Genomic DNA, 16,146 nt, shown 5'->3' with positions numbered 1-16,146 from the left:
TTTGTTTCAGCAAACAAGAACGAGTCTGTCCATTTTCGTCACTTTTTAAAGCCTGGGGAAACAAATCAATATTAAACATGTCTTTTTACCTTCGCTTTAGACCAAGACAGCTGCAAAAAAGCCAATGTCATCACATACCAACGTCGTGAAAAATATGAAATCAAGATACGAATACCGCGTGCTGGATGCCGTTGATGGTAATGTGGCAAACAGTTCTGATAAACGAAAGACTGGCGTATTTTTATCAACTCTGCATGGCGTTTTCTCATCTGAATATGAGCCAAATTATTGAGTAAATATGGCAGCATATGCTCGATATAACTACGGGCAAAATCTGATAGCAGTACTTGCCTCTCAGTAGCACTGATAGACCAGTCATGTATCCTGACTCTGGCGTTGTAGTCTGCTTCAATAGACTCTAGTAGCCCTGGCTTATATTGCAAACTCGTCATCGAAGTGGCATTTTCATAGTAGTTATATGGACAGTCGGGTACGACAGATAAATGGTTCGCTTTCCCCAAGCACTCAATATTAAAAATACTGTCTTCACCAAGTTTTATGTCACAATTAAACCGCAAATCCGCTATCAGTCTTTTGCTATAAACCTTGGTAGTTACATACCAATATATATTTCTATTCTCTGTCACTCTCAGCTGTAGCATTTTAATGTCTTGCCGTGAATATTCTGCTGTAATGTTACGGCGCTCGGTAACAGAGCCATCTAACATGATGCGCTTATGACCAAACGCCAACAGCTCAATATCTCGATCAACCGTTTGTGCAATGACAAAGTCAAAATACCAATCGTCGATAGTGTCGTCCGCATCTATAAAAACGATGTAGTCGCCGATAGCGATATCAAGCCCAGTATTACGCGCATCTGCCACGCCCCCATTTTTTTGATATTGCACCGTAATCCATGCCCTATCACTTTCCCACTTGTGCAATAACCTAGCAGTTTCATCATCAGAACCATCGTCAATAACGATCAATTCAATCTCATGGCTTTTTTTCGCAACGTCAATACTACTAATACAACGATCAATAGTGGCAGCGGCATTAAATGCGGCGATAATAACTGAAATCATAGTGAGCCTCTTGAGTTGAGACTTCTAATGCATATCCTTTGTGCCATCCAACGCAGTCAACATATTTACCTACTGCGGCACTTTATGAATATGAACAAGACGCCGAAAAGCGACATAAATGATAGATAAACTAAGCAAGACCCCAACGAATGAGAACAGGGCAATGGCTACCATATCTGACTCAAAAACGTAAAAACCCATATACAGCGCTGCAGCACGAAATATCACTGCAAAAATCTCTCTAATCAAAAGAAAACGCTGCAAACTTAATGCTGGCAATGCCGCAGTGCTCGCACCTGATACCAAGCTGGTCAAAAGCCAAATAGAAAGCCACTGCGAATAACTACCTGCTAATGCCCACTCTGCGCCAAATACTAAAGAAAAAAGATAATCGCCAAAAACGAACACCGTACCGAATGGTACAATACCAACCACCAATAGAATTACCGTCACTTTTAATAAAAACTGATAAGCCTCTGGTGACTTTGCTGTGATCGCACGCGTAATCTTAGGATAAAAAACCTCTCCAACAGCTTGGCCTAACAACATCGCTGGTGCACCGAGCACAAGAACAGCCAACGAATACTGCCCAGCAGAAGAAGCACTAAATAGTGATGCTAACAATATGGTTGGTAGCCCTACTGAAGCAGCATTGAGCATACTTTGCGGCATGCGGTATATGGCAAAGTCACGCTGCGATATAGCAGCATTACGAATACCAACCGTGCCAAACCAGTCTCGGATATTTAATACACCAATCCTAGGTACCCGAAGCATCTGCATCATAAAATTCGTAAGCTGTCCTGCTATCGTTAACAAAATAAGTAACATACCAGAGGGGGCCAATACACCACCTATCAACTTACTGGTATCTGTCACAAGCTTGCTCTCCACATAAGCACGAGCCTTGGCTTTAAACAAACCTACTCTGATAGCAGACTGATCAGCAACAGATAGAAACGCGCCGGCCAATAGCGTCAACGGTATGAGATACAACATGTATGGTGCACTTTCCATACCCGTCCATCGTGCCAAATAAACATTGCCGAAATAGACAGCGATAAACGCTATAGCTGCTATAAACAAACTGAGCAATACAGACAATCTGATAATGGCAGCGGCATCCTCGTCACTATTAGGCATCACAATGGCATTGGCATAACCCATGGTCGCAATCGGAGTAATAATACTGATGACTGCGGCAAATGCGGCAGCGATACCAAAATCTTCAGGACTATATAATCTGGTGAGAAACGGCATAAAGACCATAGCGATTGCCTGACCAGCAGCAATACCGCCTCCAACCATGGCCACATCCCGTACAAAGTGACTGGTTTTCAATCGACTGATTACGCTTTGTATCGATAAAAACACTTCAGAGGCCATTACTCATCATCCAATTTTATGTTTCATATAACTTATAAAGAACCAGTAATCTTGTGATTATCTACCTACTGTATTAACCAACCTCATCCATCAACGATGATGTCAGTTTTTCGACCTCGATCCTGACATCATCGCCTTCTCGGTAGCCTTCAACGAAGGTCCTAAACTGTGCTTTCAACCATTCAGTATCGTGCCGCTTTGATCTTTCGATAAACTCAAATAAGATAGCTTCGATATCTTCCAATGGAAAACTATGCTCCATTGCTTGCATAATGAGTGGATGAAACGTGGTCTCTATGTTGTCGGCACCAATGATTAACTCTTCATAGAGCTTTTCACCTGGTCTCAACCCAGTAAACACGATTTCGATATCACCATTAGGATTGCTCGCATCTTTTAGCTCGCACCCTGTCAGACGAATCATACGTTTGGCAAGATCCACAATTTTGACGGGTGCACCCATATCAAGTACAAATACTTCACCACCGAACGCCATAGCCCCTGCTTGGATAACCAAACTGGCTGCTTCCGGTATGGTCATAAAGTAGCGTGTGATGTCTGGATGGGTGATGGTAATCGGACCACCCTGCTCAATTTGCTTGGTGAATAGTGGTACTACAGAGCCCGATGAACCCAAAACGTTGCCGAAACGCACCATACTAAAACACGTATGACTGTTGCTTTGGCTCAATCCTTGGCAGACAAGCTCAGCCAAGCGTTTAGATGCACCCATGACATTGGTCGGTCGCACTGCTTTGTCAGTAGAGATCAATACAAATGTATCAACGTGAGCCTTTATCGCAGCACAGGCACAATGATAGGTACCTTTGGTATTATTAATCGTGCCTTCAAATGGATTGGATTCGACAATCGGTACATGTTTGTATGCTGCAGCGTGATAAATCGTTTTTATATGGTATTTTTCGAATATATTGATTAATTTTTTTTCGTTACCTACGCTTCCAATGATGCTAACAATCTCGATATTTTGATATTCAATATTACTAATGACATTACTAGCGACGAGGCTTCTAAGTTCCTGATCGATTGTGTACAAAGCATATTCAGACTGCTCGTATAACACCAAGCATGCAGGTTTATTTTTCATGATTTGTCTACACAGCTCACTCCCAATAGACCCCCCTGCCCCTGTTACGAGTACGTTTTTACCCGTAATGTTTTTTTGGAGGAGCTCAGCAACTGGCTCTACAGTCTCTCTTTCAAGCACATCTAGTATATCAACCGGACGTATATGGCTGACTGTTACGATCTCATCAGCAAGCTCTCGTAAGCTCGGTAAATCCTTTAACTTGACAGAAACGCCTGATAGGTTATCCATAATCTGTTTTTTACGACCACGGCTCATAGAAGGCATTGCCAAAATCACTTGCGCGACATTTAATTTTTCTATTAACCAAGGTAACGCATGAGCGGCATATATTTTTTTACCATGTAAATAAGCCCCTATCAGCTGCGGATCATCATCGATATATGCCACTACATTGTATTTATGGGAATGTCTCAAGCTCTCTAATAGCTCTCTACCAGCCGATCCTGCACCATAAATAATCACGTTATCGCAGCAACTATCTAGGCGATCTTGATTGTCTTGTTTCTGCAGTCGATTCAGCAACCCGCGAATCATTAGCCGACTGTTCCACAACCAAATAAAAAATAAGAACAAAAATATGATTGGCGCTGAGCGCGGCATCATTGATACTGGATTTACATAAATGATGAACTGATAAACGATAATAAGTAATAAAAACAACTGTAGTACTCGACCCATCGCCGCATCGAAAAACCCTCTAGAGGCGCCTCTATAAAAGCCAATCAGATACAAGCTGACGACAGGTATCAATGCATAAAAAGCTAATACCGTAAGGCCAATTTGATCATCGACATAACCCTGACGCAGTGCCAATGCCGCTATCAAGCAAAGGATAGCAACTGAAAAATCGATGCCAAATAAGATAGAGCATTTCGCAAAGCGTGGTAAGGCTAATAAAAACAGCGTCATACGCTTCGACCATCGATTGAGATCACTTGGCGTTCGATAAGCATTGTTAGACTCTGTTTTTATAAACATAAGATCCACCTACTTAAGTTATGTCGCTCGTTTGCTATGGACAGTAGCTGACTATGAATTGTGTCCATAAGCATAATGGTAGTGATAGCTATACCGATTCAAAATACTTTGCTGTATGTCATTTAAGATGATGCCATCGACTTGTACGTTTGCTTTACTCATCTGTTTGATGGCATAGACCAACTGACCTTCTACTGAATGATCAAATTTGGTGACGATCAGTACTTTGTCTGCGTGCTGTGCCAACACCATGGCATCTGATGCAGCCAAAATAGGTGGCGCATCGATAACGATATAGTCGTACTTCGTTTTGAGCGCTGCCATCAAATGATTAAACCTCTCTCCTATCAATAACGAAGTCGGATTATGCGACGGTCGTCCCCGCGATATAAGGTCGATATGCTCCATACCAGTCGGCTGGATAAAGCTCTCAAGGTTTAACTTAGCCATGTCAATATCTAATCGAGGCTCATTATCTGATAGAGAGCTATCTTTATCTTGCAGTAAATAGTCTGTGAGACCACTGTCTGGATTCATACCAAACATTTTGTGCAGCTCACCTAAACGCATATCTCCATCGATAATCAGTACTTTCTTATCAAGCTGTGCAAATACCTCAGATAAATTGGCCGTAATAAAAGACTTACCGACACCTGGGCTTTCTCCAGTGATTAATATGGTCTGAGCGGATTTTTTATCTGCTGTTTTCGTCGTCTTACCAAATAAAAGGTTTGTCCGTAAATTTTTAATTGCTTCATAGCTCAAGCCATTGTGATCAACGTGCGCAAGCATTCGACCAGTATTTTTTTTGTTCCTACCTAGCTTAGATATCGAGGTCGAACGTGGAATCGTTGCAATGACAGGAATCCCCGTTTTAGACTCTAGATGTTCTGGGTCTTTTACGACATTTCTAATTAAGTTTCTGATTAGAACCAGCATTACCCCAAGTACAGTACCTACGAGTAGCGCCAGCAACATAATTTGGAATTTGTTTGGTGCAATGGCATCGAAGGTACTGGTCGGTCTATCTAAAATACGCGCATAACCAACCTGACCTGCTCTAACGATTTTTAGTTGTTCATAATTTTTGAGCAGCGTGAGGTAAATCTCTCTATTAATGGCTGTATCTTCTGATAACTTTAAGAACTCTCGCTGGATTTCAGGCAGTCCTGCAACGGTACTACCTATCGCTCCTATTCGACTGTTGAGGACTTTTAGTTGCTCATTGATTTGGATGACGAGTGGGTGTTCATTGGTATAGTAAGTCGTTAAATCTGCTCTCTTTAATTTGAGATCATTGAGCTGCTCATCGATTCGAGACTTTTCATTTAGTAATAGCTCAGCTTCTTTACCTACATCGATGGTGCCGTGCTTTTTACGAAACTCATTGAACTGAGCTTCAGAGGTGTCTAATTTTTCTTTTAATGCTGGAATCTGCGTTTCCATGAAAGCCAATGTTTTGGTGGTTTCTTCTGTACCCCGAGATTGGTTTTGATCGATATAAGACTGGACTATCTGATCAAGTGTGGTCGTGATTTGCTGTTGGTTTGTGCCTGTCATCGACAGCTGAATAATATTGGTTTTATCGCCTTTTTCTTCCACAGACAATGCGCTGTTAATCGCATCTGTTGTGGTCTTTAAGGTCTGCTTAGTGATGCCAATAGGATAACCATCTGTAGGTAGCTCAGTCACCGTAATATTAATCTCACCGTTTACCCCATTGAACTGATGCGGCTGCCCCAATTGTCCTTTGAAATCATCTAGTCCATTACTCAAGACAAATCCTGTGTCAGACTGTGATAGCGTAAAAGACTGGTTTAAATACGCTGGTGACACATCGAAATGATTGATTTGTACGATCCCGTTTTTTGTGCTCAAAGACACACCATCATTCGTGTTCAACTGAGTATTAATGCGGTCGTTTGTTATTTTATCGAGATAGCCAATATTAGGATCGGTAAGTTTGATGTCTAGATGTAGCATATCGACGACTGGCTCTAGTATCATTCGAGACCGTATGAGCTCAGCTTCTGCCTCAGCTTTGCTCGCTTCTTCTCCGACCAACTCTGAGATATTTGCCCCAAGCGCATCGACTCCTTGGGAGTTTTCTTCAATTTGGATCAGCGCATCAGACTTGAAGGTTGGATTAATATAACGTGTATAGAAAAATCCTATTAAGAGTCCGACTGCTGCCATGAGCGCTATAACTTTCCAGCCACGCAACAAAACCAAAACCAGCGCCGTTAAGTCGATGTTGTCATTGTCGTTGTCACCCTTAGGTGTCGATAGGTCTTTTGAATCTATATTATTCATAACCATATACCCATTATTCAATGTTAATCGCTTAATAGCTTTCGCTTAGCTTCAAGACCCTAACTGCCCTTGACTGCAGTTAGATTGCCCCCTGCCTCATCGCACCTTATAAAACCTGTTACTCTACTTCCTATTCTTATTTCTCAATTTCAGTATTAAAATTCAAAGCATATTCAGTATTTTCACTAGCTATTATTTATAACCCTGATATCACATTGATGGCAGAGGTTGATGGTAGTATCGCGCTAATCACACGATTCCAGCGGGCCAAGCCTGTTGGATCTACATAGAGAATGTCATTGGCTTGCATGTTAAAGCGACTGGCTAATGCCAAGCTTGTAATGCTCTGCATATCGACGTAATAAATATTGGTGTACTGGTACTGAGGGTTGTCGCGCACGATATATACTTTGGCTGCATTAGCCGTATTGGAATTTAGCCCATTTGACTCGCCCAATACATGCGCTAAGCTCAGCCCTTGTTCTGGAATCGCAACTGGCTCAATTTTGCCAAATTCACCCAATACGTAGACCTTATTGCGGCTTTGACTATTGACGTGGATAGAGTCACCATCTCGCAGATAGATTTGATTTGCAGACAGTCCCATTTTATGTAGTGACTGCACTCCTAAGCGATAGCTATTTCCCTGACGATTTAGCACAATGTTATTTGAGTCGCCTGTCTCAGTGGTACCACCTGCCATAGAGATAGCCCCATGTACCGACACTGGCACATCAGCTATAGCAAACTCACCAGACTGCTTCACCGCACCATCTACGAAGAACTTGCTGCCACGGTAATTGATGATTTTGACTTGAGGATCTGAGTACTTGAGATAACGTTGTAACTTGCTTTGCAACGTAGCGGTGAACTGCGGCACGCTCAGCCCACTGGCTTGAACTCTACCTATTAATGGAAACTGTATATACCCTTGTTGATCTACCGTTAAGCTAGCAGTTGACGCATTAATATCTGGATAATTGGTAAGGATGATATTCAGCACATCCCCTTTCGCAATGCCGTAATTGACTCGTCCAGAGGTTTTGATCAAATGAGAGAGATCTTGAGTCACAGTAGGCGGCGCTGTACGCGGTAAAGTTGCCAAACTTAAAGGCTGAATATGAAATTGAAGACCGTTTTCTGCAGTAAAGGTGCCAGATTCAGGAAGATTTCCTGACTGAAGTCCTGAGTTGATCGTACAGCCACTAAACAACCCCATTAGAAATAAGCAAAATATGCTCATTACCAAGAAGCGTTTGTGTACAAAAATGAAATATTTATTAACCATAACAGTTACTCATATTTATATTTGTGAATCAAACCAAGAAACCTCACCACAGCATTTATATTCGTAAAAAAGAATATATTTAATAAATATACACCTAAACTATATTCAGTGCAATAAATATAATCTGTCATAAAATAATTAAGTGACTATTTTGCAATTGCTTATCAAGCCCTTTATTTGCGGCTAATTACGAAAATTGATATCAACTTTTAGATTATTTAGCGATAAAAAAATGCAAGTGAAAACAGCTTCATCATAAATAAAATTTTTATTTTTAATTTGAAGAAATCTAACTTAATGAAGGCTTGTTTCGATTGCATTTATGATTGGAACTATCCTTTTAATGCCGAAGTAGTGTAAGTGTTTGTATCTATGTATTAACTTATATAGTTAGTCATTGAGAGTCTCCGAGTCTATATTTCGTATACGACTAATAAACTTTTATTGATTAGCATCATGTTTGTTTATGCATTAATAACCAGTAAGGTATTGGTTTACGTGCTAAATTTGTTAAAATAGCGTAGAATAGTCAATCCGATTTTTTACATTGAGAAATGTAAACCCACCGACTCAAGGATATTATGATGAAAGACGAAAAATTACAGAAAGCACTCGCCCGTATGGGACTTGGTTCACGCCGCCAAATGGAAGAAGTCATCAAATCTGGCCGCGTAACGGTTAATAACGGTCCTGCGACCATCGGTGATCGCGTCTCGCAAGGTGATGAGATTCGTGTTGATGGCCGTCAAATCAAATACACTTCTGAAAATGAGAAGCGTCGCCGTGTTATCGCTTACTACAAGCCTGAAGGCGAAGTTTGTTCGGCTAAAGATCCAGAAGGTCGCCCAACTGTTTTTGAACGCTTGCCAAAGCTAACGCATGACCGCTGGGTAATGGTTGGACGCTTGGACATCAACTCAACTGGCCTATTGTTATTTACTAATGATGGTGAAATGGCGCATCGCTTGATGCATCCATCTGGTGAAGTCACGCGTGAATATGCGGTACGTGTATTGGGTGAAGTAACGCCTGATATCGCCCGTGCATTGACTGCTGGCGTCATGCTAGAAGATGGCCTTGCCAAATTTGAAGACATCAAAGAAGGCGGCGGCGAAGGCGTCAACAAGTGGTATCACGTCCAGCTAAAAGAAGGCCGAAACCGCGAAGTACGTCGTTTATTTGAATCACAAGGTCTAAAAGTTAGTCGTCTATTACGTACACGCTATGGCACGATTGTTCTACCAAAAGAGCTACGTACTGGCCGTTTCTTAGAGCTTGATAAAAAAGAAATCAACACGTTGACGGATTTGGTCAGCTTACGCCCACGTTATGGCACGGGTCTACATGGCGCAGCTAAAGAAAAGCAAGAACGTATCAGAAACAAGCCGCTTAAAGCGCGTCGCACTGACACTCGTAGCGATAACCGCAACAGCAGCGCAAAACCTAAAAGTAGCGCTAGCCCTGCCAGTCGCGGTACACGTAATACCCGTGATCGCAATGATAAGCGCTAGTTAAATTGGTTTAACATTATTCTAAGTCTTAAATAGATTTGGGATAAACATAAAAAAGCGGTCAATGATGGATAGTCATTGATCGCTTTTTTTGTTTCTTTTTATAGGCTTCAAAGTTTACAGGCGTCACAGTCGCTCAGTATAGATATAACGGCTCAGCTATCATGGCTATTAATATAGTGTTTCATGACTCGCAGCTCTTTTAGCTGCTCCTCGTCCATTTGTGCCAGTAATCTATCCAAACGCTGCTCGATATTATCTAAAACACTCTGCAATAACTCATTAGCTTCCAATCTCTTGTCGTTATTCCCATTATTGGCATTTATATTTGTTAACTGATAGTGAGTGGCTAGCATTTCCGGTAACCGTGTTTGCAGCATTTTATTCAATACAAACTGCGCTTCTGTTATCGCTGGTGTCTTATTCTGAGTTTGTAGGGCTGCTTGATAAGCGTGATAACTGCTTACTTTCTCATCAATACGTTTTAACTGGCGTAGTTGCTGCTCAGACAAGTTTTTTAAGTGCTGTTTATTTAACGTTAACTGCTGCAAGCTTAATGTGGCTAATGACAAGGGCGCATCATAATCTTGATAAGTGAGTACGCCAGGTGAGATACCGACGGCTTTATGAAAAGCCTGCCAGCCTTTTCTACCTAGATAAAAGGTAGTGACGGTCGTTACAATGCCGATGCCTATTAAGATACTCATATACGCTTGCTCTTTACCCTTTCACCATTCAACTTTGTATTTATAGCTTAATGTCTTTAGCACTCACATTTTCACCAGTTGGGCTTTCAATCGCTTGGATATTGACATCACTGCTAGCATTATTATTGGCATTACTACTGGCATTGATATCGGGCTTTCGAAACTCTGTATTGCTAGCAGGATTGTCAAAACGTTTTTGGAGATAGCGATTGGTTGCGAGTAGCTTTTGACCGTCTTGATGATATGACGCGTTGAGCAGGTCATCGAACTGTGTGTTAATTGTCTTAAGCACGTCTAACAAGGCTTCTTTGCCAGTGACATTAGAATGTTTAATTTTGGTAGTGTCAGCAAGCGCACTATCCGTCACATCTAAATCATGCAAGCGGCGATAGTCAGCGACGGCTTGCGGCACATGCCTATCCATTAGGTTTTGAATCATAATATAAGTTTCGTTGACAGTATCTTTATCATCAATTTTGCCATCATTATTGGTATCGCCATACATGACACGCAGCTTTTCACCCTTTGTATTAATTTGCTCCAGAGCGGTTTTAACGTCGTCAGGTAGGCTTTTTTCAGGTATATAACCCAGTTGCGGCATCGCCTTATATTCGAGCATTTTGGGTGCTGTGACTTTTTTAATGCCACGATAACCTAGATATAACCCAGCCGCTGGCAACAGCCCATACAAAACAAACATTACGAACATCGCAGTCATTTGGGTCATTATATTGTCCTTATTACTTATCAGAATGTCGTGGCTGATTTCTTATGATTGTTATTATTAAACAAAAAAATAAGGCTCTATTAAAGCCCTATATTGTTATGCACTGCGTCGATTGTGTTTTTTGATAATACTTAACCTTTGCCAGTGTTCAAAAAAACATCATCAAAGAACATTTAACTTTGCGTACGGCTCTTAACATAGCGATGGGTTGAGGCAAGGCGGTTTAAGACTGTTTGGTGCAATTCATCCAATAATTCGTCAAGCTCATAATCAATCTCTAAAAACAAATCTGTCAGCATATCACCGGCTGTCATCTTGCCCTGCACCATATTGTTTTTGGTGCGATGCGGACTAAAGCGTTGTAGCTGCTCATAATGATGTAATGCTTCAGGGATACTTTCGGACACCAGCTTATCGATAACAAACTGACGCTCATTATGTTGCTGCTGTTGCTGTTCGTTCAGCTCACTACTCCACTCACGATAACGCTTTAGCTTACCATTGATACGATCTAATATCGCAACGGCTTCAATAGGCATGGCATTTAGGGTGGCCTCATCAACCACATCAACAAGCTCAGTCATAATCGGACAACGTCCATGTTTGAGATACCACAAGGTATCTGGGTCAAAAGGCGGTCTATTGGTTGGGCGCATTTGAGCACGATTACTCAGATAGCGATCGGTCAAAGGCGTGGATGATTGGCTATCACTCACTTGTGCCAACGCATCACATATGCGGTTTACACGTTCAGGCGGAGTCAGTGTAGAACGCTCTTGTACTGCGTGATTGCTATCACTATTGGCAGTAGCATCTTGTTCATGATTGACGCTCATCTCCTGAGCATTCTTTGCTGCCAATGTCGGTAGGTCATCTTGAGCTTGCCCAAATGACTGTAGCATTCTTGTCAAACTGACTACCATGACTTGCTCTGCCCCTCGTCTATTACACTCACATTGTGCGCATATTGCATACATTCATTCAATAGCGTATCTTAGCAGGTTTTTGCTGGCCTGCCAGTAAGCAAAATGTCACCATTCCTACACGCCAACCGTTAAGCACCGTATTATGAATGCTCCCGATTATATTTCTGGTTTCCTACTTGGGTTATCTCTCATCATTGCTATTGGTTCCCAAAACGCCTTTGTACTCAAACAAGGTCTCAAACGCGAGCACATATTTTTTGTTTGCTTGTTTTGTGCGGTGAGCGATGCGTTTTTAATTTCAGCAGGCATTGGTGGTTTTGGTGCAGTTACGGCCCGCTATCCTCACGTTATAGATATCGCAAAAATAGCAGGTGTTATATTTTTATTAGGATATGGTTTACAGAGTTTGTATGCCAGCGTACGTGTGTCACATGCTTTGACTGTCGAAGGACAAGTCGTGACTAGCTTAAAAAAAGCCTTGTTACTATGCTTTGGTTTTACTTGGCTAAACCCGCACGTCTATCTAGACACATTGGTACTCGTCGGCATGGTCTCTACGGGTGCAAGCAGTAAATTGACGTTTGCCGCAGGTGCAATTAGCGCTTCGTTCTTTTTCTTCTTTGCGCTTGGGTATGGTGCGCGATTACTCAGGCCTCTATTTGAGAAGCCTAAAGCATGGAACATCCTGGATGCTTTGGTAGGGTTACTGATGCTCTATCTAGCTTGGCATTTGTATCAAAGCTGATAGAAGTATAACTAGGAAATGATAGATAAGCTGAGTGTTGAATAAACTGAATATTAAGTAAACGACGTATTGGATAAACTAAATTACGTCGATATCCGATATCCGCTAACCACTGTATAAATATATATGGTTAGCAATATTGTATTGATCATTTACATCAAGCTAGGAAAGAGCGTACGCAGTCCATTAACGATAATTTCGATAGAAACGGCTGCCAATAGCATACCCATGATCCGGCTCATGATGTTCAAGCCAGTATCGCCTAGTAAGCGACTGATACGACCTGCCGCCATCAATGCCAAATAGCAAAACAGACTGATGAATAAGCCAGCAATCAAGATAGCGGATACCTGCAAAATACCTGATACTTGTGAAGAGTAAATGATAACCGTGGAGATACCACCAGGCCCAATCATCATTGGAATCGCGAGGGGAACCACGGCAGCTGCCATCGAGACTGGCGCGTCTTTCACATGATCAACATCGAAGTTCTCTTGATCAGGTTTAACAGGGTTACCCTCTCCATTCATCATATTTAGGGCAATTAAAAACACCAATATACCGCCTGCCAACTGGAACGAGCCGATAGAAATACCAAGGGTTTTTAGTAGCGTTTCACCTGCAATCGTAAAAAAGCTGATGGTGATAAAAATGGTCAGACAAGCAACGCGCGCGACCTTACGTCGATTGTTCATCGAATAGCCACGAGTCAAATCTAAAAATAACGTCAATGCGCTAAATGGATTGATCAATACCATAAAGGCTAGGATTATCTTGATAATTTCAGTATTCACTGAGCGCTCACTTGTCTATTGATACCACTGGTGCAAAAAGATAAGGCCATCGTGCAAGTGCAACGATGACCCAATAGGCAGTTAAAAACGGCATTGTAGCTTATATTCTAACATAGGCAGATAAGCTAATAAAATCATTAACTTTGCGCCGTTACGCCTACATGTCACCTTAGTAAAGCTTCAGTGTAAAAACAAGCATTTAACAGATTATTAGTACAAGCTATCAGTATAAATTGCCATTCTATTAACTCGGTGATAGCCCTTGTCATAAAATCGAGCGTATATAACGCTGTTAGCCTTTATTACGCCTGCACTTATGCACTAAAATCTAGCCCAATATCCAAGGCTGTCGTACTGTGCGTCAAATAGCCCATCGCGATAAAATCAACCCCTGTACTTGCCGCCGCTTGTACCGTTTCAGGCGTAATACCACCTGAGGCTTCAGTCTTTGCTCGACCCTGACACATAGTAACCGCTTGCGATAATGTTTCAGGCGACATGTTGTCTAATAGCACTAAACTCACACCTGCATCGAGCGCTTGCTCTAATTGCTCTAGTGTATCGACTTCGACCTCAATAGGAATCAGATGCCCAGCAAATTTCTGGGCTTGCTGAATGGCCGTTTTGATGTCACCCGCAATCGCGATATGATTGTCTTTGATTAAAATCGCATCATCCAATCCCAAGCGATGATTGCGTCCGCCGCCGCAGCGTACGGCGTATTTTTGTACAATACGTAAGCCTGGAATGGTCTTGCGTGTACAAGTAATTTGCGCAGGATATTGCGCCACACTATCGACAATCTGACGGGTCGCTGTCGCAATACCACTGAGATGGGTCATAAAGTTCAGTGCCGTGCGTTCTGCTGTCAATAAGTGACGCGCGTTACCTTTTACGGTCGCTAACACTGCACCAGCCTCTACTGTTTCGCCATCCTGTACTTGTGCAATAAACTCAATTTGTGCATCGACTAAGGCAAAAGACAAACGTGCTAAGTCTATACCGCATATCACACCTGCTTGCCGCGCCTTGATCTGTAGCTGCGCTTGCATATCGGCTGGGATAGTAGCTTGTGACGTTACATCACCACGCCTACCCAAGTCTTCAGTTAGTGCATTCTCAACCAATGGTTTAAGCAATACGTCATCCAATGCTGGCTCTTGTTCAATTGTCATCTTTGACCCTTATCTAGGCATGATATTTATAGAAACTGCTCGTCATTTAAACTCAAAATGAGCATAAATATAGCGTAAAGTTAGCGACCCTGCAAGGAAAGGTGACAAATTTTTCGTGATACAAACTGATTTAGAGATACAACGGACTGGCTTGAAATGACTATTTGCGCTTAGGAAGTTTGCTGTCCATCAATAAACTCTGTAATTCAATATCATGGCGGAAGCGATATAACTTGGCAGGACGACCGCGCTGAGCAGTACTACTCTCTCCTGTCTCCATTACCAAGTTTTGTGAATCAAGCAATCGACGAAAGTTTTGCTTGTGCAAACGCACTCCTGATAACGCCTCAACACTCTGCTGCAACTGCGATAAGGTAAAGACGTCTGGCATCAGCCCAAAAATAAGCGGTCTATATTCAATTTTCGCGCGCAGTCTTGAGATAGCAGTAGCAATCACGCGACGGTGATCATAATACATGGGTACACCTATGCGTTGTGACCAGTCCTCTGGCAAGGTAACAGCTTGATAGTTAGGCGGATAATTAGGGGCTTCAGGGATTAAACCTGCTTCATAAAGCATTTCATAACGTAGTAGTACATGCTCTGCAATCCATTCTCTACTTTCATTATCGTGTTCGTTGACGGATTGACTGTTAGTGAGTTTACCACTTGCTAAAAACGCTTCGTTTAGTCCCCAACATAAGCCAATACGCTGACGCCTGCGCTGTTGGACAATCGAGTCGTTGGCAGTATTGGCCCATTCGAGTAGCGCAGGCACGATAAAGTCCATAATAATACTAGGCATACCGTCCAAATGATTTTCCCATGGGAAATAGTCGTACCAATCTCGCCAGAGTGCTTTGCTTTGGAGTGCCTGCGTTTGCGTCTCTTGTACCAAACCTAAATAACTCACATACACCAACGCATGACCGTCGATGTTACGCCTGTTAGTATCGACAAAGGTATATAACTGCTCCAAGTATCCGAGCGGTTGTTGTGTTTGCTCCTCTACCCACTGACGTACGCCCGCTTGCAACGAGCGATGTAGCGGCATAAGCGGCCCATTTGGCAACAGCTTGCCTTGGTCAACGGTTAGAACGCGCGCGATATGATCGGTGATAGCGACCAATACGGCGACCACTTCTGTCGTGCCGCTACCTTGCTGGTGCGCATGTGAATAAGACAACGTCATGGCTTTGGGAATTATCCTTTTTCTCTGAAATGTGAAAGGCTACTGGGGTTAATAGCTATGGTATGACTTAGTATAGCTCGAATCTAAAACTATCATAGTCTGTGGTTGTAAGTATGAAAAATCAATGGCGATAAATAGTCATAAGAGGCATGAATTAGCATCATTTCTAAGCTTAGTACGGCTTAACTGCACGTCATTTCGGGCA

13 protein-coding genes are annotated in these 16,146 nt (G+C 42.2%); 2 read left to right on the top strand and 11 right to left on the bottom strand.

The window, feature by feature from the left end:
- Positions 1-71 precede the first annotated feature (71 nt).
- The 5 genes from QL898_RS08140 to QL898_RS08120 all read right to left on the bottom strand — a co-directional run bounded on the left by QL898_RS08140 (position 72) and on the right by QL898_RS08120 (position 8,119).
- Positions 72-1,088: a glycosyltransferase family A protein gene (locus QL898_RS08140; RefSeq protein ID WP_201547647.1), complete on the bottom strand. Its 1,017-nt coding sequence runs from the start codon at positions 1,086-1,088 to the stop codon at positions 72-74.
- Between the two features lie 69 nt (positions 1,089-1,157).
- The gene (locus QL898_RS08135; RefSeq protein WP_201547646.1) at positions 1,158-2,474 is read right to left on the bottom strand and encodes an oligosaccharide flippase family protein; all 1,317 of its coding nucleotides are present in this window, start codon (positions 2,472-2,474) and stop codon (positions 1,158-1,160) included.
- 73 nt (positions 2,475-2,547) lie between these two features.
- Positions 2,548-4,563, bottom strand: a complete 2,016-nt coding sequence (locus QL898_RS08130; RefSeq protein WP_290176437.1) for a nucleoside-diphosphate sugar epimerase/dehydratase — start codon at positions 4,561-4,563, stop codon at positions 2,548-2,550.
- Between the two features lie 51 nt (positions 4,564-4,614).
- A complete protein-coding gene (locus QL898_RS08125; protein WP_290176436.1) occupies positions 4,615-6,876 on the bottom strand; it encodes a polysaccharide biosynthesis tyrosine autokinase in 2,262 nt (753 codons plus the stop codon).
- 196 nt (positions 6,877-7,072) lie between these two features.
- Positions 7,073-8,119, bottom strand: a complete 1,047-nt coding sequence (locus tag QL898_RS08120; protein WP_290176435.1) for a polysaccharide biosynthesis/export family protein — start codon at positions 8,117-8,119, stop codon at positions 7,073-7,075.
- 629 nt (positions 8,120-8,748) lie between these two features.
- Between QL898_RS08120 and rluB the strand changes: the two genes are divergently transcribed.
- The gene (gene rluB, locus QL898_RS08115; protein ID WP_101206234.1) at positions 8,749-9,675 is read left to right on the top strand and encodes a 23S rRNA pseudouridine(2605) synthase RluB; all 927 of its coding nucleotides are present in this window, start codon (positions 8,749-8,751) and stop codon (positions 9,673-9,675) included.
- A gap of 155 nt (positions 9,676-9,830) precedes the next feature.
- Here the strand turns inward: rluB and QL898_RS08110 are convergent, their stop codons facing one another.
- The 3 genes from QL898_RS08110 to QL898_RS08100 all read right to left on the bottom strand — a co-directional run bounded on the left by QL898_RS08110 (position 9,831) and on the right by QL898_RS08100 (position 12,011).
- Positions 9,831-10,382, bottom strand: coding sequence for a hypothetical protein (locus tag QL898_RS08110; protein ID WP_201547642.1), 552 nt, complete (start codon positions 10,380-10,382; stop codon positions 9,831-9,833).
- Between the two features lie 40 nt (positions 10,383-10,422).
- Positions 10,423-11,109: a hypothetical protein gene (locus QL898_RS08105; RefSeq protein ID WP_290176434.1), complete on the bottom strand. Its 687-nt coding sequence runs from the start codon at positions 11,107-11,109 to the stop codon at positions 10,423-10,425.
- 173 nt (positions 11,110-11,282) lie between these two features.
- A complete protein-coding gene (locus tag QL898_RS08100; protein ID WP_201547711.1) occupies positions 11,283-12,011 on the bottom strand; it encodes a hypothetical protein in 729 nt (242 codons plus the stop codon).
- Positions 12,012-12,177: 166 nt separating this feature from the next.
- Here QL898_RS08100 and QL898_RS08095 point away from each other — a divergent pair, with 166 nt between their 5' ends.
- Positions 12,178-12,780 carry a LysE/ArgO family amino acid transporter gene (locus QL898_RS08095; protein WP_201547640.1) on the top strand — a complete coding sequence of 201 codons (603 nt, stop codon included), beginning with the start codon at positions 12,178-12,180 and terminating at the stop codon, positions 12,778-12,780.
- A 152-nt stretch (positions 12,781-12,932) separates the two neighbouring features.
- On the opposite strand, the gene QL898_RS08090 is transcribed toward QL898_RS08095, so the two are convergent.
- From QL898_RS08090 to QL898_RS08080, 3 genes are all read right to left on the bottom strand, one after another.
- The gene (locus QL898_RS08090; RefSeq protein WP_082624565.1) at positions 12,933-13,574 is read right to left on the bottom strand and encodes a MarC family protein; all 642 of its coding nucleotides are present in this window, start codon (positions 13,572-13,574) and stop codon (positions 12,933-12,935) included.
- A 314-nt stretch (positions 13,575-13,888) separates the two neighbouring features.
- Positions 13,889-14,749 (bottom strand): carboxylating nicotinate-nucleotide diphosphorylase, encoded by an 861-nt coding sequence (nadC, locus tag QL898_RS08085; RefSeq protein WP_201555927.1) that lies wholly within the window; start codon positions 14,747-14,749, stop codon positions 13,889-13,891.
- Positions 14,750-14,909: 160 nt separating this feature from the next.
- Positions 14,910-15,941 carry a hypothetical protein gene (locus QL898_RS08080; protein ID WP_201555928.1) on the bottom strand — a complete coding sequence of 344 codons (1,032 nt, stop codon included), beginning with the start codon at positions 15,939-15,941 and terminating at the stop codon, positions 14,910-14,912.
- Between the last annotated feature and the right edge of the window lie 205 nt (positions 15,942-16,146).

This window comes from Psychrobacter sp. APC 3279 (genome assembly GCF_030407795.1).
In the GTDB taxonomy this organism is placed as follows: Bacteria; Pseudomonadota; Gammaproteobacteria; order Pseudomonadales; family Moraxellaceae; genus Psychrobacter.
The sequence above is the reverse complement of the archived record's forward strand: the minus strand, read 5'-3'. Positions and strand labels throughout refer to the sequence as shown.

Excerpts from the sequence above, each read along its gene's own strand:
- QL898_RS08140 (WP_201547647.1), bottom strand. The coding sequence starts at position 1,088 with ATGATTTCAGTTATTATCGCCGCATTTAATGCCGCTGCCACTATTGAT.
- QL898_RS08135 (WP_201547646.1), bottom strand. The coding sequence starts at position 2,474 with ATGGCCTCTGAAGTGTTTTTATCGATACAAAGCGTAATCAGTCGATTG.
- QL898_RS08130 (WP_290176437.1), bottom strand. The coding sequence starts at position 4,563 with ATGTTTATAAAAACAGAGTCTAACAATGCTTATCGAACGCCAAGTGAT.
- QL898_RS08125 (WP_290176436.1), bottom strand. The coding sequence starts at position 6,876 with ATGAATAATATAGATTCAAAAGACCTATCGACACCTAAGGGTGACAAC.
- QL898_RS08120 (WP_290176435.1), bottom strand. The coding sequence starts at position 8,119 with ATGAGCATATTTTGCTTATTTCTAATGGGGTTGTTTAGTGGCTGTACG.
- rluB (WP_101206234.1), top strand. The coding sequence starts at position 8,749 with ATGAAAGACGAAAAATTACAGAAAGCACTCGCCCGTATGGGACTTGGT.
- QL898_RS08110 (WP_201547642.1), bottom strand. The coding sequence starts at position 10,382 with ATGAGTATCTTAATAGGCATCGGCATTGTAACGACCGTCACTACCTTT.
- QL898_RS08105 (WP_290176434.1), bottom strand. The coding sequence starts at position 11,109 with ATGACCCAAATGACTGCGATGTTCGTAATGTTTGTTTTGTATGGGCTG.
- QL898_RS08100 (WP_201547711.1), bottom strand. The coding sequence starts at position 12,011 with ATGCTACAGTCATTTGGGCAAGCTCAAGATGACCTACCGACATTGGCA.
- QL898_RS08095 (WP_201547640.1), top strand. The coding sequence starts at position 12,178 with ATGAATGCTCCCGATTATATTTCTGGTTTCCTACTTGGGTTATCTCTC.
- nadC (WP_201555927.1), bottom strand. The coding sequence starts at position 14,749 with ATGACAATTGAACAAGAGCCAGCATTGGATGACGTATTGCTTAAACCA.
- QL898_RS08080 (WP_201555928.1), bottom strand. The coding sequence starts at position 15,941 with ATGACGTTGTCTTATTCACATGCGCACCAGCAAGGTAGCGGCACGACA.